The sequence below is a fragment of the Pseudonocardia sp. McavD-2-B genome, from assembly GCF_024124365.1.
GTDB classification, from domain to species: domain Bacteria; phylum Actinomycetota; class Actinomycetes; order Mycobacteriales; family Pseudonocardiaceae; genus Pseudonocardia; species Pseudonocardia alni.
Window position 1 is genome coordinate 1 of record NZ_JAMXSG010000085.1, and the last position, 19,471, is coordinate 19,471.

The window sequence follows — 19,471 nt, forward strand, 5'->3', positions numbered from 1 at the left end:
CCCGCGACCTCGGACGGCACCGCCGGGACTGAGCGGCAGCGCGGTGGGCGCGGGTGTCCGGTACGCCCGGCCCGCGCCTGCCCGCCGACCACCGGGCGCGGCCCGGGAACCGGTCGGCGGGGCGGTGACCGGGAGGTCAGGGCCGCCACGGGCACAAACCGGAGCGTCCGCGCGTTAGGCTCTCGGGGCCACCACGACACCCTGTCGGGTCGCCACGCGAGTGCGGGTCACCGGAGGGTCCGGTGACCCCGGGCCGGTACCGGATGCGGGCCGAGGAGAGACATGGGCAGCACGGATGGCGGAGCGTTCCGCCGGATGCTCCGCAAACTCACCAGCGACGTCGACGAGCTCGACGCGCGCGATCTCGCCGAGGACGTCGAGGAGACCGGGGCACGCCCGGCTCGCGACTGCGCCTGCGGCGAGGAGGTCACGATGCTCGGCCGGATCCGCAGCGTCGACCTCTGTCCGCAGAGCGCCGACGCCACGCTGAAGGCCGAGCTGTTCGACGGCACCGACGGTGTCACCCTGGTCTGGATGGGCCGGCGCAGCATCCCCGGTATCGAGGCCGGGCGCACCATGCGGGTCCGTGGCCGGATCTCGGTCCGCGACGGTCGCAAGGTGCTCTACAACCCGTACTACGAGATCTGCCAGGCGCAGTGACCCGCGGGACCCTCGCGGTCTGCTCCTGAGCCGACGGATCGGACCGGCTTGAACGACCACCACCACGACGCCCCGACCACCCGGATCCCGCGTGTCCCCGACGTGGACCCGCAGGACCGGACCGCGCCACTCGGCAGGCCGGTGACGGCACCGGAACACGCCGCCGGGCCCGGCCCGGACCGGACCGGCCCCGCGGGGCCACCGGCGACGGACGCGGGCGGCGAGGCTCCGACCCCCACCATGCTCGAGCAGATGGGCGGGGTCACCGGGATCGTCGCCTCGACGATCCCGGTCGTGGTGTTCGTCGTCGCCAACATCCTCGGCGACCTGCGGACCGCGCTGTACGCCGCGATCGGCGCCGGGGCGCTGGTGCTGCTCTGGCGCCTCGTCCGGCGCGACCCGGTGATGCCGGCGATCTCCGGTCTGCTCGGCGTCGGGGTGTGCGCGCTCGTCGCGAGCCGGACCGGCGAGGCCCGCGGCTTCTACCTGCCCGGTCTGCTCTACAGCGGCGTCCTCGGGATCGTCGCACTGGTCTCGATCATCGTCCGCTGGCCGCTGGCCGGGGTGATCTGGCACAGCATCAACGGACACGGCACCGAGTGGCGCCGGGACCCCCACCTGGTCCGCGCCTACGGCTGGGCCACCGCGGTGTGGGCGACGACCTTCCTCGCGAAGGTCGTCGTGCAGGGCGGGCTGTACCTGGCCGACTCCGAGACCTGGCTGGGCGTCGCGCGGCTCGCGATGGGCTACCCGCTCACCGGGGTCGCGATCCTGGCCACGATCCTCATCGTGCGGCGCGCCGAGCGCGCCCGCACCGCGTCCGCCTGACCCGCACCGGCGCGCGACGCCCGCGCGCCGGTCCCGGGCAGGGTCACATGAGGGCGGCGCGGATGTCCTCCTCGACCGCCGTCGTCGCCACGAACAGCAGCTCGTCGCCGCCCTCCAGGGCGTCGTCGGGCTGGGGCACGATCACCCGGCCGCCGCGCAGGATCGTCACCAGCGCCGAGTCCGTCGGCAGCTCCAGCACCCGCACCGGCCGCCCGGCCAGCGGGGTGTCCTCGGGCAGCGTCACCTCGACGAGGTTCGCCTGCCCCTGGCGCAGCGTCAGCAACCGCACCAGGTCACCCACGGCGACGGCCTCCTCGACCAGCGCCGCCAGCAGCCGCGGCGTCGACACCGCGACGTCGACGCCCCAGTTCTCCCCGAACAGCCACTCGTTGCGCGGGTCGTTCACCCGTGCCACCACCCGGCGGACCCCGAACTCGGTCTTCGCCAGCAGCGAGACCACCAGATTGACCTTGTCGTCGCCGGTCGCGGCGATCACGACGTCGCAGCCCTCGATGCCGGCGTCCTCCAGCGAGGACAGCTCGCAGGCGTCGGCGTGCACCCACTCGGCCTCGGGGACGGCGTTCGGGTCGATGTGGGTCAGCTCGCGCTCGATCAGCATGACCCGGTGGTCGGACTCGACCAGTTCCAGCGCGATGGACCGCCCGACGGCGCCCGCCCCCGCGATCGCGACCCGCATCAGTCCTCCTCGGGCGGCGCCGCGGCGGCCGCCGTCACGTCGCTGACCGTGCCCGAGACCGCCGCCACGTAGACGGTGTCCTCGTGCTGCACGGTGGTGTCCTTGGTCGGCAGCACCCCGGTGCCGAACCGCACGATGAACGCGACCCGCGAGTTCGTCGCCCGCTCCAGGTCCCGGATCGGGCGCCCCACCCAGTCCTCGTGCAGCGGCAGCGGCAGGACGGCCACGGTGCCGGTCGGCTCGCGCCAGGCGGTGGCGACGCCGTCGGGCAGGAGCATGCGCAGCAGCCGGTCGGTCGTCCACGGGACGGTCGCGACCGTCGGGATGCCCAGACGCTCGTACACCGCGGCGCGCTTGGCGTCGTAGATCCGGGCGACGACCTTGCCGACGCCGTAGCTCTCGCGCGCCACCCGGGCGGCGATGATGTTGGAGTTGTCCCCGGAGGAGACGGCGGCGAACGCGTCGGCGGACTCCAGCCCGGCCTCGTCGAGGACGCTGCGGTGGAAGCCGAAACCGACGACCTGGCGCCCGCGGAAGTCCGGGCCGAGCCTGCGGAAGGCCTGCGGGTCGCGGTCGATCACCGCGACCTCGTGGCCGAGCCGCTCCAGGCCCGAGGCCAGGGACGCGCCGACGCGGCCACATCCCATGATCACGACGTGCATGGCGTCAGGGGTCCTTCCGCCGGGTGGGGGGCCCGGGATGTACGATTCGTTCCTTCTGTACGCGGCGACGCGGACGCCGACGACGCGGAGTGAACGCTATCGCGAAGCGCACCGGAGCGGGGGCATAGGCTGCGCCCCGTGTCCAAGCTCGCCGTCGCTCTCAAGCGGCTCGTGGTCGGACGACCGCAGCGCAGCGACCGCCTGACCAGCACCCTGCTCCCGAAGCGGATCGCCCTCCCCGTGTTCGCCTCCGACGCCATGTCGTCGGTCGCCTACGCCCCCGAGGAGATCTTCCTGACCCTGTCGGTCGCCGGTGTCGCCTCGTACGCGATGTCGCCGTGGATCGGTCTCGCCGTTGTCGTCGTCCTGCTGACGGTCGTGGCCAGCTACCGGCAGAACGTCCGCGCCTATCCCTCCGGCGGGGGCGACTACGAGGTCGCGACGGTGAACCTCGGCAAGAACGCCGGACTGACCGTCGCCAGCGCCCTGCTCGTCGACTACACCCTCACCGTCGCCGTCTCGATCTCCGCGGCCGCGGCCAACATCGGTGCGCTGGTGCCGTTCGTCGCCGAGCACAAGGTGCTGTTCGCGGTGTCGGCGATCGTCGTGCTCACCGCGATCAACCTGCGCGGCATCCGCGAGTCCGGCGCGGCCTTCGCGATCCCGGTCTACGCCTTCGTCATCGGCGTCGCGACGATGATCATCTGGGGCCTGACCCGGGTGCTGATCCTCGGCGACTCCGTGCGGGCGGAGAGTGCCGACCTGCGCCTGGTCGCCGAGGGCGACGCGTTCACCGGCCTGGCGCTCGTGCTGCTCGTGCTGCGCAGCTTCACCCAGGGCGCCGCCGCGCTGACCGGTGTCGAGGCGATCTCCAACGGGGTGCCCGCCTTCCGCAAGCCGAAGTCGAGGAACGCGGCCACCACGCTGCTGCTGCTCGGCGTGATGTCGGTGTCGCTGTTCATGGGGCTGATCGCCCTGGCCCAGCTCACCCACGTCCAGATCGCCGAGGACCCGGCCCGCCAGTTCCCCGACGCGCCGCCCGGCTACGAGCAGCACACCATGATCGCCCAGCTCGCCGACGCCGTGTTCGACAACTTCCCGCCGGGCTACTTCTTCGTCATCGTGATGACGGCGCTGATCCTGGTCCTCGCCGCGAACACCGCGTTCAACGGCTTCCCGGTGCTGGGCTCGATCCTGTCCCAGGACCGCTACCTGCCCCGCCAGCTGCACACCCGTGGCGACCGGCTCGCGTTCTCCAACGGCATCGTCGCGCTCGCGCTGTTCGCGATCCTGCTGGTCGTCGGGTTCCAGGCCGAGGTCACCCGGCTCATCCCGCTCTACACCGTCGGCGTGTTCGTGTCGTTCACGCTGTCCCAGGCCGGGATGGTCCGGCACTGGAACCGGGAGCTCGCGCTGGACCCCTCGGCGTCCGAACGCCGCCGGATGCGCCGCGCCCAGTCGATCAACGGGTTCGGCGCCTGCATGACCGGCGTCGTGCTGGTCACGGTGCTCGTCACGAAGTTCGCCCTCGGCGCCTGGATCGCGATCGTCGCGATGGGCGGGTTCTTCGTGCTGATGCGGATGATCCAGCTCCACTACGACCGGGTCGCCGCCGCGCTGGTCGCCGACGAGTCCGACGACGTCCTGCCCTCGCGCAACCACGCCGTCGTCCTGGTCTCGACGCTGCACAAGCCGACCCTGCGGGCGCTGGCCTACGCCCGCGCGACCCGCCCGGACATCCTCGAGGCGGTCACCGTCAACGTCGACGACTCCGAGACCAAGAAGCTCGTCGAGCAGTGGCACAAGCGGAACCTGCCGGTCCCGCTGAAGGTCGTCGAGTCGCCCTACCGGGAGATCACCCGGCCCGTGCTGGACTACGTCAAGCGCATCCGCACCGACTCCCCGCGCAACGTCGTCACCGTCTACATCCCGGAGTACGTCGTCGGACACTGGTGGGAGCAGGTGCTGCACAACCAGAGCGCGCTGCGGCTCAAGACGCGGCTGCTGTTCCAGCCGGGGGTGATGGTGACCAGCGTGCCGTGGCAGCTGCCGTCGTCGTCGCGCACACGGGCGCTGTCGCCGCTGCAGGCGCCGGGAGCGTCCCGGCGCGGCTACCCGGGCATGGAGCAGCTACCCGGCGAACGCCGCGACGGCGCGGGCGTCGGGACGGGTGGCGGCACCCCGTCCGCACCCCGGGTGACGAGGAAGGAGAACCGGTGAACGCCGACACGGCGACCGACTGGACCGACCGCATGCTGGAGCTGCGGGTCGGCCCCGTCGCGCACGGCGGCCACTGCGTGGCCCGCGACGGGGACGGTGGCCGGGTCGTGTTCGTCCGGCACGCACTGCCCGGTGAGCTGGTCCGTGCGGTGGTCACCGACGACCCGGGCGGGGCGTTCTGCCGCGCCGACGCCGTCGCCGTGCTGGAGGCGTCCCCGGACCGGGTCGAGCCCGCCTGCCCGTGGGCCGGTCCCGGGGGCTGCGGCGGCTGCGACTTCCAGCACACCGACCACGCCACCCAGCGCGCCCTGAAGACGACGGTCCTGCGCGAGCAGCTGGAGCGCCTCGGCGCCGGCGCCGCGGTCGTCGCCACCGCCGACCTCGCCGCCGTCGAGGTCGAGGAGCTCCCCGGCGGTCCGCTCGGCTGGCGCACCCGGGTGCGGCTGGCCGTCGACGACGACGGCGTCCCCGGCCTGCGCGCCCACCGCAGCCACGACGTGTGCGAGATCGGAGACTGCCCGCTCGTCCCGGCGGGTGCGCTGCCGCCGGTGCTGGAGCGCCGCTTCCGGCCCGACTCCGAGCTCGACGTCACCGTCGTCGGCGACGGCGCCGCCCGGGTCGGCTCCGGCGCGACCGTGCACGCCGCGGACCGCACCTGGGAGCTGTCGGCCGGCACGTTCTGGCAGGTCCACCCGGCGCTGCCGGACACCCTCGCGTCCGTCGTGCGCGACTGGGCCGACGCCCCCACCGGTGGCGTCGCCTGGGACCTCTACGGCGGCGTCGGGCTGCTCGGCTCGGTCCTCGCCGGCCAGGTGGGGGAGTCGGGGACCGTGCTGGTCGTCGAGTCCGCCGCGTCCGCGGTCGCCGACGGCGCCTCCGCGCTCGCCGACCTGCCGCAGGTCCAGTTCGTCCGCGGCCGCGCCGAGCGCGAGATCAGCCGGCTCGGCCCCGACCCCGACGTCGTGGTCACCGACCCGCCGCGCGCCGGGCTCGGGAAGGCCGCGGTGCGCGACCTCGCCGCCCGCGCCCCGCAGCGGATCGTGCACATCGCCTGCGACCCGGCCGCGCTGGCCCGCGACCTGTCCCTGTTCGCCGCCGCCGGGTACCGCACCGCCGCGCTGCGGGCGTTCGACGCGTTCCCGATGACCCACCACATGGAGGCGGCCGCCCTGCTGGAGCGGATCCCGCGGTGACCACCGTCGTCCAGCTCTCGGACCTGCACCTCGGCCGCCCGGACACCGACGGCCGGGCCGCCCGCGCCGTCGCGGGGGTCCGGGCGCTGGACCCGGCGCCGGACGTCGTGCTCGTCACCGGCGACCTCGCCGACGACGGCGCCCCCGAGGCCTACTCCTCCGCCGCACGGCTGCTCGACGGCCTCGGCGCGCTGCACGTGCCCGGCAACCACGACGACCGCGCCGCGATGGCCGACGCCGTCGGACCGGTGGGCGACCGGCTGCACCGCACCGGCGGGACCACCGTCGCGCTGCTCGACACCCTCGTCCCCGGGGCGCCGCACGGCGCGCTGTCCGACGCCGCGGTCGCCCTGCTCGCCGAGGCCGTCCGGGATCCCGCGCCGCTGCTGGTCGCCCTGCACCACCCGCCGGTCGCGGTCGGGCACCCGGTCCTCGACGGGATGCGGCTGCTCGAGGCCGGTGTGTTCGAGGCCCTGCTCGCCGCGCGCAGCGACCCGACGCTGGTGGTGTGCGGGCACGTCCACACCCCGCTGGCGACGACGTTCGCCGGGCACCCGCTCGTCGTCGCCCCCTCGGTGGCGCCCGCCCTGCGCTGGCCGGACGTGCCCGGGACCGGGGGTAGCGACCCCGTCCCGGCACCGGGTGGGGTGCTGCACGTGCTCGGGGACGGGCCGCCGCGCAGCCGGTTCCTGAGCTGGCCGGTGTGAGGCGGGTCGGCTGCCGCGGGTTGCCCGGAACCCGCTAGGATCGGTTCACAACAGAATTCAACGAATTGCTTTCGCCCTCGTATTCCAACTGGCAGAGAAAGCGGTCTCAAACACCGTACAGTGTGGGTTCGAATCCCACCGGGGGCACCATTCGTCGATCTGAGAGACGTGTCGGCCCACGGCTGCGGGCCCCGCGTCCCGGGGTGCCCCCACCTTCTGGCCTGCATGTTCCTCCGGGTGGACGGGATGGGGCACACCCGCCCGATCCTGCTCGGCAATGGCGGCGCCACATCGTCGGCGCCCGCCCCGACCGCGTCCTGCGCGACCGCCCCCTTCCGGCGGCTGCCGCGCCACGAACGGTGTCCGGGCCCGCCCGTCCGACGGTTCCGTGCGCGGATACGCCACTCCGCGCCGGCTCCCCGGCACCACCTCCGACGACCGTCATGCGGCTCGCCGAGGCGGCCCCGGACCGGCTGGGGATCGCGCACCGGCCGGCGCACGCGACCTCGCCGTCGGTCGCGCGACGTGACGCCGTCGCCGCGCCGGACGCTGCGCTCGGCCCGACGGCGTGAGCACCGCCGCCCCTGCCCGATCGGACGGGTAATGCGGCCGGCGGAGCGTGTTTCCGCACACGAAAGGCCGAAGTGGTTCGGCTGTGCACCCGTACCGCCGGTAGCCTGGGCGATCCGGACACCCCACTGACCGATGAAGGAGTTCTCCGGTGACCGACAACGTTCCCGCAGAGACGCCGGCCGAGGACGGCCCGCAGCCCGGGTGGCGGGTGCTGGTCGTCGAGGACGAGGCGCTGATCCGCATGGACCTGGCCGAGATGCTCTCCGAGGAGGGCTACCGCATCGCCGGTGAGGCCGGTGACGGCGAGGCCGCCATCACCCAGGCCCGCGAGCTGAAGCCCGACCTGGTGATCATGGACGTCAAGATGCCCAAGAAGGACGGCATCGAGGCGGCGTCGACCATCGTCGAGGAGAAGATCGCGCCGGTCGTCATGCTGACCGCGTTCAGCCAGCGCGAGCTGATCGAGCGCGCCCGCGACGCCGGCGCCATGGCCTACCTGGTCAAGCCGTTCGCCCGGCACGAGCTCGTCCCGGCCATCGAGCTCGCCGTCTCCCGGTTCGCCGAGAAGAAGGCGCTCGAGGACGAGGTCGCCTCGCTCAACGAGCGGTTCGAGACCCGCAAGGTCGTCGACCGGGCCAAGGGCCTGCTCATGACCGCACAGAAGATGTCCGAGCCGGAGGCCTTCCGCTGGATCCAGCGCACCGCGATGGACCGCCGGACGACCATGAAGGCCGTCGCCGAGGCGGTCGTCGAGGGGCTGGCTCCGGCCAAGTCCTCCTGAGACACAGGCGGTGGTCGACCACCGCCGCCCGGCACCGTCGTTCCGGCCCCGTCGCGCACCGCGCGGCGGGGCCGGCGTCGTCCGTGCCGGCCGGTGGGTCACCCTGCCGGGCTCCGCCGGCCGACGGTCCGTCGACGGGGCCGGTGCCCCGTTCCGATGCATCACGAGACCATTCCGGTTACCGAATGTGCCCGTCCGGGCACCGGAAAAGATCCACTTGTGTCACGCTGGTGTCGTCGGATCACATTCCTGTCACGAGTGGTGACGGTGTCCCCTTTCCTGGTTCGGGCGTACTACTTTTCCGCCATCCTCCCGCGCTGCTTCGGGCGGGCGGAGAACCGAAGGGGATTCGAATGACGCGAACGACGTGGCGACTCGCCGCCCTCGCCGGGGCGGCGTCGCTGGTACTGGCCGGATGCGGTGGCGGGGACACCGGTTCCGGCGGGGCCACCGGCGGCTCGGAGGAGCCCGCCGCCGCGGGGCAGGCATGCACCCCGCCGCAGGCACAGGCCACCGGCAATCCCAGCACCGCGCCGCTGAAGATCGGCTCCCTGCTGCCGGAGACCGGGAGCCTGGCGTTCCTCGGTCCGCCCGAGTTCGCGGGGGTGGACGTGGCGGTCGAGGAGATCAATGCTGCCGGGGGAGTCCTCGGCAACCCGGTCCAGCACCTGCGCGGTGACTCGGGTGACGACACCACCGACATCGCGAACCAGACCGTCGACCGACAGCTCAGCGCCGGGACGCAGGTCATCGTCGGTGCGGCCGCGTCGGGTGTGTCGAAGCTGGTCATCGACAAGATCACCGGTGCGGGTGTCGTCCAGTTCTCGCCGGCCAACACCTCCGACGAGTTCACCTGCTGGCAGGACCGCGGCCTGTACTTCCGGACCGCGCCGCCGGACGTCCTGCAGGGGCAGGCGCTCGCGCAGCTGATCACCTCCGACGGTGGCCAGCGGGTCGCGCTGCTCGCCCGCAACGACCCGTACGGCTCGGGCCTGGCGGACAGCGCCGAGCGCAACCTGGTCTCCGCCGGCATCCCGCAGGACCAGATCACCAAGATCATCTACGACCCGAACGCGGCGTCGTTCAACCCCGAGATCGACCAGGTCGCCCAGTTCAACCCGGACTCCGTCGCGGTCATCGGCTTCGACGAGTCCAAGCGGATCCTGTCGCGCATGAGCGAGGTGCAGATCGGACCGGCCCAGAAGGCCGTGTACGGCACCGACGGCAACATGGGCAACGCCCTGGGCGAGGGACTGCCCGCGGGCCTGCTGAACGGGATGAAGGGCACTCTGCCGCTCACCGAGCTGTCGGGCGACTTCCGGCAGCGGCTCACCGCGCAGGACCCGAGCCTGACCGACTTCAACTACGCGGCGGAGTCCTACGACGCCGTCCTGGTCTCGGCGCTGGCCGCCGAGGCCGCGAAGTCGACCAACGGTGCGGACATCGCGACCCAGATCAACGGGATCACCAAGGACGGCGAGAAGTGCACCGACTTCGCCGGCTGCAAGGCGATCCTCGACCGGGGCGGTGACGTCGACTACGACGGCGCCACCGGCACGCTCGACTTCACCGACGCCGGTGAGCCGGGCTCCGGGTCTTACGGGGTCCAGACCTTCAACGGCCAGAACCAGATCGACGAGGCGGCGACCACCTACGTCCGGGTCGGCGCCCAGGGCTGACACACCGCACCACACGCACCGACACGAGGGGGCGGGCCGCCACGGCCCGCCCCCTCGTCGTGCTCGGGACCGGCCGGGCCCCACCGGCGGGACGATGCCCCGGCCCGGCACCCGGCGCGACGCAGGGCACCACGCCCGGGCGGCACCCGGTGCGCACCGGCCCGGTGGTCCCGGTGGACCGGCGCCGGGAACACGACGGCCCCGCCCCCCGTGGGTGGGGGAACGGGGCCGTCGCGGGACCGGCGCGTCAGGTCACTTCTTCTCGCTGCTGCCGGCCAGCGTCCCCAGGTACAGCTCGATGACCTTCGGGTCGTTCAGCAGGTCGCGGCCGCCCGCCGTGTAGGCCGCGCGGCCCTGGTCGAGCACGTAGCCGCGGTCGCAGATCTGCAGGCAGCGACGGGCGTTCTGCTCCACCATGATGACCGAGACCCCGGCCGCGTTGATGCGCTTGCAGCGGACGAACACCTCGTCCTGGAGCATCGGGGACAGGCCCGCCGACGGCTCGTCGAGCAGCAGCACCGACGGTTCCATCATCAGGGCCCGTCCCATCGCGACCATCTGGCGCTCGCCGCCGGACAGGGACCCCGCCTTGATCTTCCGGCGCTGCCCCAGCATCGGGAACAGGTCCGCGACGACGTCGAAGCGGGTCGCGAACGTCTTCGGCCGGAGGAACACGCCCATCTGCATGTTCTCCTCGATCGAGAGCGAGGGGAACACGTTGTCGCGCTGCGGGACGTAGCCGAGCCCCTTGGTGACCAGGGCGTGCGCCTTGGCCCCGGTGATCTCGGCGTCGCGCAGCCGGACCGTGCCGCTGCGCACGGGGATCAGCCCGAACATGGCCTTGAGCAGCGTCGACTTGCCGGCGCCGTTGGGCCCGATGATGCCGACGATCTCGCCGTCGCGGAGGAAGAAGTCGCTGCCGGTCAGGATGTCGACGCCCGGCACGTACCCGGCGACGAGGGTGTCGACCCGCAGCACGGCGCCCTCGGCGAGCTCGCGGTGGACCTCCGAAGTGGCGGCCTGCTCCGGTGTCATGGCCCGGTCGGCGCCGGGTGCCTGCTCGCTCATGTGCGCTTCCCCTCCTGATCCGGGTGGGCCGTGCCGGTGCCGTCGTCGGCGAGGGAGCCCTCGATCTCGGCGGCCTCCATCTCGGCGACGATCTCCGCGGTCTGCCCGACCGGGTTGCCGTGCTCGTCGAACTCGAGGACCTGGTCGTGGTGCGAACCGAGGTAGGCGTCGACGACGGCCTGGTTCGACGACAGCGCCGAGGGCGGCCCCTCCGCGATCACCTGCCCCTGGGCCATGACGACGACCCAGTCGGAGATGTCCCGGATGACGTCCATGTCGTGCTCGACGAACACGACGCTCATGCCCTCGTCGCGCAGCGACTTCACGTGCCCCAGCAGGCTCTGGGTGAGCGCCGGGTTCACCCCGGCCATCGGCTCGTCGAGCATGACGACCTTCGGGTCCATCATCAGGGCCCGCGCCATCTCGAGCAGCTTGCGCTGCCCGCCGGACAGTGACCCGGCCAGGTCCTCGGCCTTGGTGTCGAGCTTGAAGCGGGCCAGCAGCTCGCGGGCCTGCTCGGTGATCCGCCGTTCCTGCGCCCCCCAGCCGGTGAACAGCGCGCCGAGGAAGCTCTCGCCGCGCTGCCCGACCGCGCCGAGCTTCATGTTCTCCAGCACCGTCATGCCCGCGAGGGCCTTGGTGAGCTGGAACGTGCGGACGACGCCCTTGCGGGCCACCCGGTGCGGCGGCAGCTTCTGCAGGGGGGTGCCCTCGTAGATCCAGGAGCCCGTGTCGGCCCGGTCGAACCCGGTCAGCAGGTTGAACAGGGTCGTCTTTCCGGCGCCGTTGGGGCCGATGAGGCCGGTGATGGCGCCGCGCTCGAACTCCAGGTGGGCGACGTCGACGGCCTTCAGGCCGCCGAACGTGCGGGTCACGCCGTCCACGGTGAGCACCGGGTCCGGTTTGGCGACGCCCGGCTCCGGGGCGACGCCGGTGAGCGTGCGGGCCGGGTCGGTCACGGTCGGGTCGGGGGTCGTGTCCTCAGCGGCCATCGCCCAGCACCTCCCTGCGGCGTCCGAAGATGCCCTGTGGTCGGAACACCATCATGAGGCCCAGGAACAGGCCGACGAGCACGAAGCGGATCGCGCCGACGTCCTGGGAGGAGATGAACGGCAGCAGCGGCGACTCCCCGGCCGTCGCCTGGCGCAGGAACGCGTCGGCGACCGACAGCAGGAACCAGAACGCCATCGCGCCGACCACCGGGCCGAAGACCCGTCCCGCGCCGCCCAGGATGAGCGCGGCGTAGGCGAAGAAGGTCTGCGGCGGCGAGTAGAAGTCCGGCGTCAGCGACTGGGTCGCCAGGGCGAACACGATGCCGCCCAGCGCGCCGAACACCCCGCCGAGGGCGAGCGCCTGCATCTTGTAGGCGAAGACGTTCTTGCCCAGCGCGCGGGCGGCGTCCTCGTCCTCCCGGATCGCCTTGAGCACGCGGCCCCACGGGCTGCGCACGAGCAGCCAGGTGAGGAGCACGCACAGCCCGACGACCGTCCAGCCGACCAGGATCGACCAGAGGTCCGGCCCCCGCAGCGACAGCACCCCGAAGTCGTAGGTGCCGGTGCCGAACGGGTTGGCGCGGGCGAAGGAGTCGGCGAACCCGGTGAGGCCCTGGGTGCCGCCGGTGAACCCGGTCTGCGAGGTCGACCGGGTGATCAGGCGCAGGATCTCCGACGCCGCGATCGTCACGATCGCCAGGTAGTCCGCGCGCAGCCGCAGCGTCGGGATGCCGAGCACCAGGGCGAGCGCGACCCCGCAGGCCATGCCGATGAGGACGCCCAGCCAGAGCGGGGCGCCGTAGTTCGCGACCGAGATGCCCATGCCGTAGGCGCCGACCAGCGCGAAGCCGATCTGGCCGAAGTTGAGCAGCCCGGTGTAGCCGAAGTGGATGTTGAGGCCGAGGGCCAGCAGCGCGAAGAAGATGGCCGAGGGGCCGATCAGCTGCGAGAGCCCGACCGTGAGGAGCTGTCCGAAGTCGATCATGTCCGCCCCCTCAGCCGATCCGTGCCCGGGACCCGAGCAGGCCCTGCGGCCGGAACACGAGGATCACGATCAGCACGGCCAGCCCGCCCAGGTACTTGAGATCCAGCGGCAGCACCAGCGTCGAGAGCTGCACCAGGATGCCGACGATCAGGCAGCCGAGCAGTGCGCCGTAGGCGGTGCCGAGGCCGCCGAGGATGACGCCGGCGAACATGAGCAGCAGCAGGCGGAAGCCCATCTCGTACTGGACGGTGGAGGACAGCTCCGACAGCGCGAACAGCACGCCGCCGAGGGTGGCCAGCGCCCCACCCAGCATCCAGACGAACAGCACCACGCGGTCGACATCGATGCCCGACGACGCGGCGAGGTCCCGGTTGTCGGACACCGCGCGCATGGCCTTGCCGATCCGGGTCTTCTGGAGCAGCAGCGCGACCGCGACGAGGACGACGATCGCGATGACGATGGCCGACAGGTCCTTGTCGGTCAGCGCGACCGGGCCGTAGTTCCGGACGGTCTGCCCGGTGTAGTCGGCGAAGGACTCCGACCGGCCACCGAAGATGATCAGCACGAGGTAGCGCAGCGCGATCGACAGGCCGATGGAGACGACGAGCTGGGCGATCAGCCCGGCGCCCCGCCGGCGCAGCCGCCGCCAGATGCCGAGCTCGTTCGCGGCGCCCAGCAGGGCGCCGATGAGCATCGCGACGATCGTCGCGGGGATCAGCTGCACGCCGCCGCCGACGTTGATGAACCAGGCGATGACGGCGCCGATGGTGACCATCTCGCCGTGCGCGAAGTTCGTCAGGCCGGTGGTGCCGAAGATCAGCGACAGGCCGACCGCCGAGATGCCGATGACCAGGCCGAACCGGATGCCGTCGACGAGCAGCCGCAGGAAGGTCGCGAACCCGCCGGTGTCGGTGCCCTCGACCTCGGCGCCGAAGCGGAACACCACGGTGTTCAGCGATCCGGCGGTCACCTCGCGGGTGGTCTCGCCCTGCAGGACCTCGGTGCCGGGCGGCAGCGAGGCCTCGTCGAGCCGGAACAGGTACGAGCCCGCGCCGGGGACCGTCAGGGTCCAGCGGCCGTTGGCCTCGGAGCGGGTCTCACCGGCCGGCGCACCGTCGCGCTCGGCGGTGATGCGTACGTCCGGCAGCGGCTGACCGTCCTGGTTCCGCAGCGTGCCGCTGACGTCGATGCCGTCCGCCTGCTGGAACGGGGCGACCGCACCGGGGGAGGCCGGTACGGGGCCGGCGGGGGCGGTCGCCGCGGCGGCCGTCCCGGACAGGACGAGCGCGCCCAGCAGGGTGATGAGCAGGCCCACCAGCCACCGGGCGGTCGTGGGGATCGGGGAGGGCCGGGACGCACCGACGGGCGGGGTGGCCGCGCGATCGGCGCGCGGTCGGCGCGGGAGCGGGGGTGGTGACAACGTTCGTCCTCGGTGGGGTCGTCGGACACGACTCTGTGCGACACCCTGATGGGTGATGGGGGCGAACGTAGCCGAGGAGAGAACTGGTACGGACGTCTCGGACCAGGACGTAGCCGAGACGTAACGCGACGGTGCCGCAGGGCGAGCGTCAGGTCACCGGCGGTCGTGTGTCGCGGTGCAGACAGGTCAGCTTCGCGGTGCAGACGCGACGGCCGTCGTCGTCGACGAGGACGATCTCGGTGGTCGACGTGGACCGTCCGACGTGGATCGGCCGCGCGGTCCCGGTGACCCAGCCCGACGTGGCGGAACGGTGGTGGGTGCAGGCCAGCTCCAGCCCGACCGGGAACCGCTCGGGCAGCGCGTGCAGCGCGGACAGGGTCGACCCGAGGGTCTCGGCGAGGACGCCGCTGGCGCCGCCGTGGAGCAGCCCGTAGGGCTGGCGGTTGCCCGCGACGGGCATCCGGCCGACGACCTCGTCGAGGTCGGCCTCGAGGATCTCGATGCCCATCCGGTCGGTGAGCTGCTCGTCGGCGTGCTCGGAGCTCAGCTCCGGCAGCTGGTCGGGGGTGATCGGCACCCGCCGACCCTACGACGCGCCGCCGCCCGGGACGACGTGGCGCCCCGTGGTCCCGGGCGCCGGTGCCCGCCACGACCCGGCCGCCGGCCGGGCGGAGTGGCTCGAGACGGCCCGGGCCGCCGGCCGTGCGGGTCTCGTCACACGGGAGGGGTGCGGCGGCGTGCATGCTTGCCCGCACGGACCCGTTCGCCGATCTTGGTCGGTGAGAAGCCGACCGAGGGAGACCCTATGGCGAACGACAGCAGGCCGACCGCGGCCCAGGCGTGGCAGATGATGCTGGAGGGCAACGGGCGCTGGCAGCGCGACGAGCGCGAGGACCCGCGACGGTCCGCCGAGGAGCGCGCCGCCGCCGTGGCGGGGCAGACCCCGGCCGCGATGATCCTCTCCTGCTCGGACTCCCGCGTCCCGGCGGAGCTGGTGTTCGACCTGGGGCTGGGAGACCTGTTCGTGGTGCGGACGGCCGGTCAGGTCGTCGACGACGCGGTGCTCGGCACGCTGGCGTTCGGCGCCGGGGCGCTGGGCATCCCGCTGCTGGTGGTGCTCGGCCACTCCCAGTGCGGTGCGGTGAAGGCTGCCGTGTCGGTCGCCGCCGGGCAGCCCGCGCCGGCGCCGTCGACGCTGGGTGCGCTGGTCGGCGACATCGTCCCGGTGTGCGAGGGCGAGGGCGAGGGCGCCGTGGCCGGCGCGGTCGACGCCAACGTCCGCCGGGTCGTCGCGCAGCTGACGTCCGACCCGTCGCTGTCGGGGGCGGTCTGCAACAACCACCTCACGATCATCGGTGCCCGCTACGACCTGGAGACCGGCGCGGTCCTCGAGGTCTGACGGCTCAGCCCGGCCGGTGGGTCACGAGGATCGCGGTGCCGGGGAACAGCGCGCCGCGCAGCGGCGACCACTGTCCCCACACCCGCTCGTGGCCCTCCGGCCACTCCGGCTCGACCAGGTCGTCGAGCACCAGGCCGGCGGCGACGACATCGCGCACCCGGTCGCCGAGCGTGCGGTGGTGCTCGACGTAGGTGGCCCGGCCGTCGCCGTCGACCTCCAGGTACGGGGTCCGGTCGAAGTAGGACTGGACGACGGTGAGCCCCTGCTCGCCGGGGTCGTCGGGGAAGACCCAGCGCATCGGGTGGTTCACCGCGAACACCCAGCGCCCGCCGGGACGCAGCACCCGGTGCACCTCGCGCATGACCCGACCCGGGTCGGCGACGAAGGGGATCGCCCCGAACGCCGAGCAGGCGTGGTCGAACGTGGCGTCGGCGAACGGCAGGTGCTCGGCGCCGGCCTGCACGAGCGGCACCGGCAGCCCGAGCGCGTCGTTCAGCCGGGCCGCGTGGCGCAGCATCCCGCCGGAGACGTCGAGCGCGACCGGGTGCGCCCCGCGGCGGGCCAGCCACCGGCTGCACGGGGCGGAGCCGGCGCCCAGCTCCAGCACCCGCTTCCCGACCAGGTCCGCCGGCGGGCCGAGCAGGCCCGCCTCGTCCTCGTGCAGGTTCTCCGGGCACCAGACGAACGCCTCGTCGCCGATGTCGGAACCGTGTTCGGCCAGGTAGTCGTCGGCGTCGGCGTCCCACCAGCGGCGCCCGGCCGCCTCGGACTCGGCGCTGCCGACGCGGCGCCGGGCGACACCGGCGGTCCCCACGGTGTCCTCGGCGGAGAAGTACTCGTCGCGGCTGCTCATGACCACCCGATCGTCGCAAGCGCATGCGCTCCCGCGGATGGCGGACCCGCATTGCCGGGGGGTTTGCGGGCCGCGTAGCATTCTTCCCGCACCGTGGTCAACGTGTCGGCCGACCGCGCGGCGCCACTCCAGCGCCGATCTCGCGGATGTCCGTGCACCGATGTTCCCGACCACGGGAATCGACGCCAGAGGGTGACTGTTACAACGTCACAGCTACACGTACCAGAACCGGGGCGCGCTGCTGCAGCAGAGCCGACCGGGCCGACCATGCCAGAGAAATCCATCGGAGCACCTCACTACATGTCCACCGACACCACCGCCGCCCCGACCACGCCGCAGGTCGCTATCAACGACATCGGGTCGGAGGAGGACTTCCTCGCCGCCATCGACCAGACGATCAAGTACTTCAACGATGGCGACATCGTCGAGGGCACCATCGTCAAGGTCGACCGTGACGAGGTCCTGCTCGACATCGGCTACAAGACCGAGGGCGTCATCCCCTCGCGTGAGCTGTCGATCAAGCACGACGTCGACCCCGCCGAGGTCGTCGAGGTCGGCGAGTTCGTCGAGGCCCTCGTCCTCCAGAAGGAGGACAAGGAGGGCCGGCTGATCCTGTCCAAGAAGCGCGCGCAGTACGAGCGCGCCTGGGGCACGATCGAGGCGCTCAAGGAGGCCGACGAGCCGGTCGAGGGCACCGTCATCGAGGTCGTCAAGGGCGGCCTGATCCTGGACATCGGGCTCCGCGGCTTCCTCCCGGCCTCGCTGGTCGAGATGCGCCGCGTGCGGGACCTGCAGCCCTACGTCGGTCGCAAGATCGAGGCCAAGATCATCGAGCTGGACAAGAACCGCAACAACGTGGTCCTGTCCCGCCGCGCCTGGCTCGAGCAGACCCAGTCCGAGGTCCGCAGCGAGTTCCTCAACCAGCTGCAGCGCGGTCAGGTCCGCAAGGGCGTCGTCTCCTCGGTGGTCAACTTCGGTGCGTTCGTCGACCTGGGCGGGGTCGACGGTCTGGTGCACGTCTCCGAGCTGTCCTGGAAGCACATCGACCACCCGAGCGAGGTCGTCGAGGTCGGCCAGGAGGTCACCGTCGAGGTCCTCGACGTCGACCTGGACCGCGAGCGCGTCTCCCTGTCGCTGAAGGCGACCCAGGAGGACCCGTGGCGCCTGTACGCCCGGACCCACGCGATCGGTCAGATCGTGCCGGGCAAGGTCACCAAGCTCGTCCCGTTCGGCGCGTTCGTGCGCGTCGAGGAGGGCATCGAGGGACTGGTCCACATCTCCGAGCTGGCCGAGCGCCACGTCGAGATCCCGGAGCAGGTCGTCCAGGTCGGCGACGACGCGATGGTCAAGGTCATCGACATCGATCTCGACCGCCGTCGCATCTCGCTGTCGCTGAAGCAGGCCAACGAGGGCATGACGGTCGACACCGAGTTCGACCCGACCCGCTACGGCATGGCCGCCGAGTACGACGACCAGGGGAACTACATCTACCCCGAGGGCTTCGACGTCGACTCCGGCGACTGGAAGGAAGGCTTCGACGAGGCCCGCGCGGCCTGGGAGAAGCAGTACGCCGAGGCGCAGGCCCGCTACGACCAGCACATGGCGCAGATCCGCAAGGCCGCCGAGGCCGAGGCGGAGGGCGGCAACGACATCGCGCCGGCGAACTACTCCTCCGGCGGTGACGAGGACCGGTCGACCGGCGGCGGTGGCGGTGGCCAGGCCGAGTCGGGTGGTTCGCTCGCCAGCGACGAGCAGCTCGCCGCGCTGCGGGAGAAGCTCTCCGGCGGGGCCTGATCACCCCCGGCCGGTCCCGTGCGGACCGGCCACCAGCACCACACCGGGCCCCGGTGACCGTCACGGTCACCGGGGCCCGGCCCGTTGCCGGGCCCCTACGGGCCCCGGGCGACGCCCGTTCACGTCGCCCGGCGTGTCAGAGCGGACACGCCAGGTGCAGATCACGGTTCGGCTGCGGTTGGTCACGGCGCGCGCAGCCGTCCGGAGTCGATCTTCGGGTCGGCCTAGATTGGGTGCATGGCCGGCCGTACCGTCCGCCGGACGCGTTCCGGCGAGTCCCTGTCCCACGACCGCACGTTCCTGCGTCGCGGGCGGTCCGCACTCGCGGGCGTCCTGCTCGCCGCGGTCCTCGCCGGATGCGGCACGGCATCCGGGGACACCGGGATCGCGGTCCCGACGTTCCCGGCCGAGCAGTCCGGCGCCGCCCAGGCAGGGCGGGAACCGATCCCGATCGCGCTGCCCACCGACTGTGTGCAGCTGATGGACCCCGAGCAGGCCGGAGCGCTGTTCGGGCAGGTCCTGGGGTCGGTGTCGGTCCAGTCGGTCCGCGGCGTCCCCGAGGCGTCGGTGAACCGCACCGAGCGCACCGCCTGCACCTACCGCGCGGGCGGCCAGGCCCAGGCCTTCGGCGGGGCGCGCAACTCCGGCCCGGTGCTGTTCCAGCTCAACATCGGCCGCTACGGCGACACCGCGTCCGCGACCCGTCAGTGGCAGCTCAACACCAACGCCGAGCGCGGCTCGGCCACCGCCTCGCGTGACATCACCGTCGGCTCGGTCCCCGGCGTCCTCGTCGAGCGGCCGGACGAGACCACCCTCGCCCTGGTCTACGGCGTCGACACGCTGACGTTCATCCTGCCGGTGGCCGCTCCCGGGCAGACCCGGTCCGCGGCCGAGACCCTGCCCGACCTGGCCCAGCGCATCATCCCGGCGCTGACGCCGACGCAGCCGCCGTCCGCGCGG

General features: G+C 72.7%; 19 protein-coding genes and 1 tRNA gene. 12 read left to right on the plus strand and 8 right to left on the minus strand.

Going from position 1 to position 19,471, the window contains the following annotated elements; translation table 11 throughout:
• Positions 1-282: 282 nt before the first annotated feature.
• Positions 283-660, plus strand: coding sequence for an OB-fold nucleic acid binding domain-containing protein (locus NH602_RS13570; protein WP_020622832.1), 378 nt, complete (start codon positions 283-285; stop codon positions 658-660).
• A 48-nt stretch (positions 661-708) separates the two neighbouring features.
• On the plus strand, positions 709-1,488 hold the full coding sequence (locus NH602_RS13575) for a DUF3159 domain-containing protein (protein ID WP_253068012.1): 780 nt from the start codon (positions 709-711) through the stop codon (positions 1,486-1,488).
• Positions 1,489-1,531: 43 nt separating this feature from the next.
• Here the strand turns inward: NH602_RS13575 and NH602_RS13580 are convergent, their stop codons facing one another.
• Together NH602_RS13580 and NH602_RS13585 are read right to left on the minus strand one after the other, a co-directional pair.
• A complete protein-coding gene (locus tag NH602_RS13580) occupies positions 1,532-2,185 on the minus strand; it encodes a TrkA family potassium uptake protein (protein WP_073576990.1) in 654 nt (217 codons plus the stop codon).
• Positions 2,185-2,847: a TrkA family potassium uptake protein gene (locus NH602_RS13585; RefSeq protein ID WP_073576989.1), complete on the minus strand. Its 663-nt coding sequence runs from the start codon at positions 2,845-2,847 to the stop codon at positions 2,185-2,187. Before NH602_RS13585 ends, NH602_RS13580 begins: the two co-directional genes overlap by 1 nt.
• Before the next feature lie 138 nt (positions 2,848-2,985).
• Here NH602_RS13585 and NH602_RS13590 point away from each other — a divergent pair, with 138 nt between their 5' ends.
• The 7 genes from NH602_RS13590 (at position 2,986) to NH602_RS13615 (ending at position 10,000) form a co-directional block, all read left to right on the plus strand.
• Positions 2,986-5,067 (plus strand): APC family permease, encoded by a 2,082-nt coding sequence (locus NH602_RS13590; RefSeq protein WP_253068013.1) that lies wholly within the window; start codon positions 2,986-2,988, stop codon positions 5,065-5,067.
• A 32-nt stretch (positions 5,068-5,099) separates the two neighbouring features.
• Positions 5,100-6,260, plus strand: a complete 1,161-nt coding sequence (locus NH602_RS13595; RefSeq protein WP_253068018.1) for a class I SAM-dependent RNA methyltransferase — start codon at positions 5,100-5,102, stop codon at positions 6,258-6,260.
• The gene (locus NH602_RS13600) at positions 6,257-6,967 is read left to right on the plus strand and encodes a metallophosphoesterase (protein ID WP_179760230.1); all 711 of its coding nucleotides are present in this window, start codon (positions 6,257-6,259) and stop codon (positions 6,965-6,967) included. Before NH602_RS13595 ends, NH602_RS13600 begins: the two co-directional genes overlap by 4 nt.
• Positions 6,968-7,040: 73 nt before the next feature.
• A tRNA-Leu gene (locus NH602_RS13605) sits at positions 7,041-7,117 on the plus strand.
• A gap of 293 nt (positions 7,118-7,410) precedes the next feature.
• Positions 7,411-7,539: a hypothetical protein gene (locus NH602_RS31340; protein ID WP_256494688.1), complete on the plus strand. Its 129-nt coding sequence runs from the start codon at positions 7,411-7,413 to the stop codon at positions 7,537-7,539.
• Positions 7,540-7,688: 149 nt separating this feature from the next.
• The gene (locus tag NH602_RS13610; protein ID WP_062402721.1) at positions 7,689-8,321 is read left to right on the plus strand and encodes an ANTAR domain-containing response regulator; all 633 of its coding nucleotides are present in this window, start codon (positions 7,689-7,691) and stop codon (positions 8,319-8,321) included.
• 353 nt (positions 8,322-8,674) lie between these two features.
• A complete protein-coding gene (locus NH602_RS13615) occupies positions 8,675-10,000 on the plus strand; it encodes an ABC transporter substrate-binding protein (protein WP_179760229.1) in 1,326 nt (441 codons plus the stop codon).
• A 252-nt stretch (positions 10,001-10,252) separates the two neighbouring features.
• On the opposite strand, the gene NH602_RS13620 is transcribed toward NH602_RS13615, so the two are convergent.
• From NH602_RS13620 to NH602_RS13640, 5 genes are all read right to left on the minus strand, one after another.
• Positions 10,253-11,068, minus strand: a complete 816-nt coding sequence (locus NH602_RS13620) for an ABC transporter ATP-binding protein (protein WP_179760228.1) — start codon at positions 11,066-11,068, stop codon at positions 10,253-10,255.
• Positions 11,065-12,060 carry an ABC transporter ATP-binding protein gene (locus NH602_RS13625; protein ID WP_253068014.1) on the minus strand — a complete coding sequence of 332 codons (996 nt, stop codon included), beginning with the start codon at positions 12,058-12,060 and terminating at the stop codon, positions 11,065-11,067. Before NH602_RS13625 ends, NH602_RS13620 begins: the two co-directional genes overlap by 4 nt.
• On the minus strand, positions 12,050-13,045 hold the full coding sequence (locus NH602_RS13630; RefSeq protein WP_062402727.1) for a branched-chain amino acid ABC transporter permease: 996 nt from the start codon (positions 13,043-13,045) through the stop codon (positions 12,050-12,052). Before NH602_RS13630 ends, NH602_RS13625 begins: the two co-directional genes overlap by 11 nt.
• Before the next feature lie 10 nt (positions 13,046-13,055).
• Positions 13,056-14,360: a branched-chain amino acid ABC transporter permease gene (locus tag NH602_RS13635; protein ID WP_253068015.1), complete on the minus strand. Its 1,305-nt coding sequence runs from the start codon at positions 14,358-14,360 to the stop codon at positions 13,056-13,058.
• A gap of 253 nt (positions 14,361-14,613) precedes the next feature.
• Positions 14,614-15,042: a PaaI family thioesterase gene (locus tag NH602_RS13640; RefSeq protein WP_073576985.1), complete on the minus strand. Its 429-nt coding sequence runs from the start codon at positions 15,040-15,042 to the stop codon at positions 14,614-14,616.
• A 228-nt stretch (positions 15,043-15,270) separates the two neighbouring features.
• On the opposite strand from NH602_RS13640, the gene NH602_RS13645 reads away from it, so the two are divergent.
• Positions 15,271-15,864, plus strand: coding sequence for a carbonic anhydrase (locus tag NH602_RS13645; protein ID WP_073576984.1), 594 nt, complete (start codon positions 15,271-15,273; stop codon positions 15,862-15,864).
• Positions 15,865-15,868: 4 nt separating this feature from the next.
• Here the strand turns inward: NH602_RS13645 and NH602_RS13650 are convergent, their stop codons facing one another.
• Entirely contained in the window at positions 15,869-16,717 is an 849-nt protein-coding gene (locus NH602_RS13650) for a class I SAM-dependent methyltransferase (RefSeq protein ID WP_253068016.1), read from the minus strand.
• 300 nt (positions 16,718-17,017) lie between these two features.
• Between NH602_RS13650 and rpsA the strand changes: the two genes are divergently transcribed.
• Positions 17,018-18,511, plus strand: a complete 1,494-nt coding sequence (gene rpsA, locus NH602_RS13655; RefSeq protein ID WP_073576983.1) for a 30S ribosomal protein S1 — start codon at positions 17,018-17,020, stop codon at positions 18,509-18,511.
• Positions 18,512-18,748: 237 nt separating this feature from the next.
• On the plus strand, positions 18,749-19,471 hold a 723-nt coding region (locus NH602_RS13660; protein WP_253068017.1), incomplete at its 3' end, for a hypothetical protein.

Excerpts from the sequence above, each read along its gene's own strand:
- NH602_RS13650 (WP_253068016.1), bottom strand. The coding sequence starts at position 16,717 with ATGAGCAGCCGCGACGAGTACTTCTCCGCCGAGGACACCGTGGGGACC.
- rpsA (WP_073576983.1), top strand. The coding sequence starts at position 17,018 with ATGTCCACCGACACCACCGCCGCCCCGACCACGCCGCAGGTCGCTATC.
- NH602_RS13630 (WP_062402727.1), bottom strand. The coding sequence starts at position 13,045 with ATGATCGACTTCGGACAGCTCCTCACGGTCGGGCTCTCGCAGCTGATC.
- NH602_RS13620 (WP_179760228.1), bottom strand. The coding sequence starts at position 11,068 with ATGAGCGAGCAGGCACCCGGCGCCGACCGGGCCATGACACCGGAGCAG.
- NH602_RS13585 (WP_073576989.1), bottom strand. The coding sequence starts at position 2,847 with ATGCACGTCGTGATCATGGGATGTGGCCGCGTCGGCGCGTCCCTGGCC.
- NH602_RS13615 (WP_179760229.1), top strand. The coding sequence starts at position 8,675 with ATGACGCGAACGACGTGGCGACTCGCCGCCCTCGCCGGGGCGGCGTCG.
- NH602_RS31340 (WP_256494688.1), top strand. The coding sequence starts at position 7,411 with ATGCGGCTCGCCGAGGCGGCCCCGGACCGGCTGGGGATCGCGCACCGG.
- NH602_RS13570 (WP_020622832.1), top strand. The coding sequence starts at position 283 with ATGGGCAGCACGGATGGCGGAGCGTTCCGCCGGATGCTCCGCAAACTC.
- NH602_RS13580 (WP_073576990.1), bottom strand. The coding sequence starts at position 2,185 with ATGCGGGTCGCGATCGCGGGGGCGGGCGCCGTCGGGCGGTCCATCGCG.
- NH602_RS13595 (WP_253068018.1), top strand. The coding sequence starts at position 5,100 with ATGCTGGAGCTGCGGGTCGGCCCCGTCGCGCACGGCGGCCACTGCGTG.
- NH602_RS13625 (WP_253068014.1), bottom strand. The coding sequence starts at position 12,060 with ATGGCCGCTGAGGACACGACCCCCGACCCGACCGTGACCGACCCGGCC.
- NH602_RS13645 (WP_073576984.1), top strand. The coding sequence starts at position 15,271 with ATGGCGAACGACAGCAGGCCGACCGCGGCCCAGGCGTGGCAGATGATG.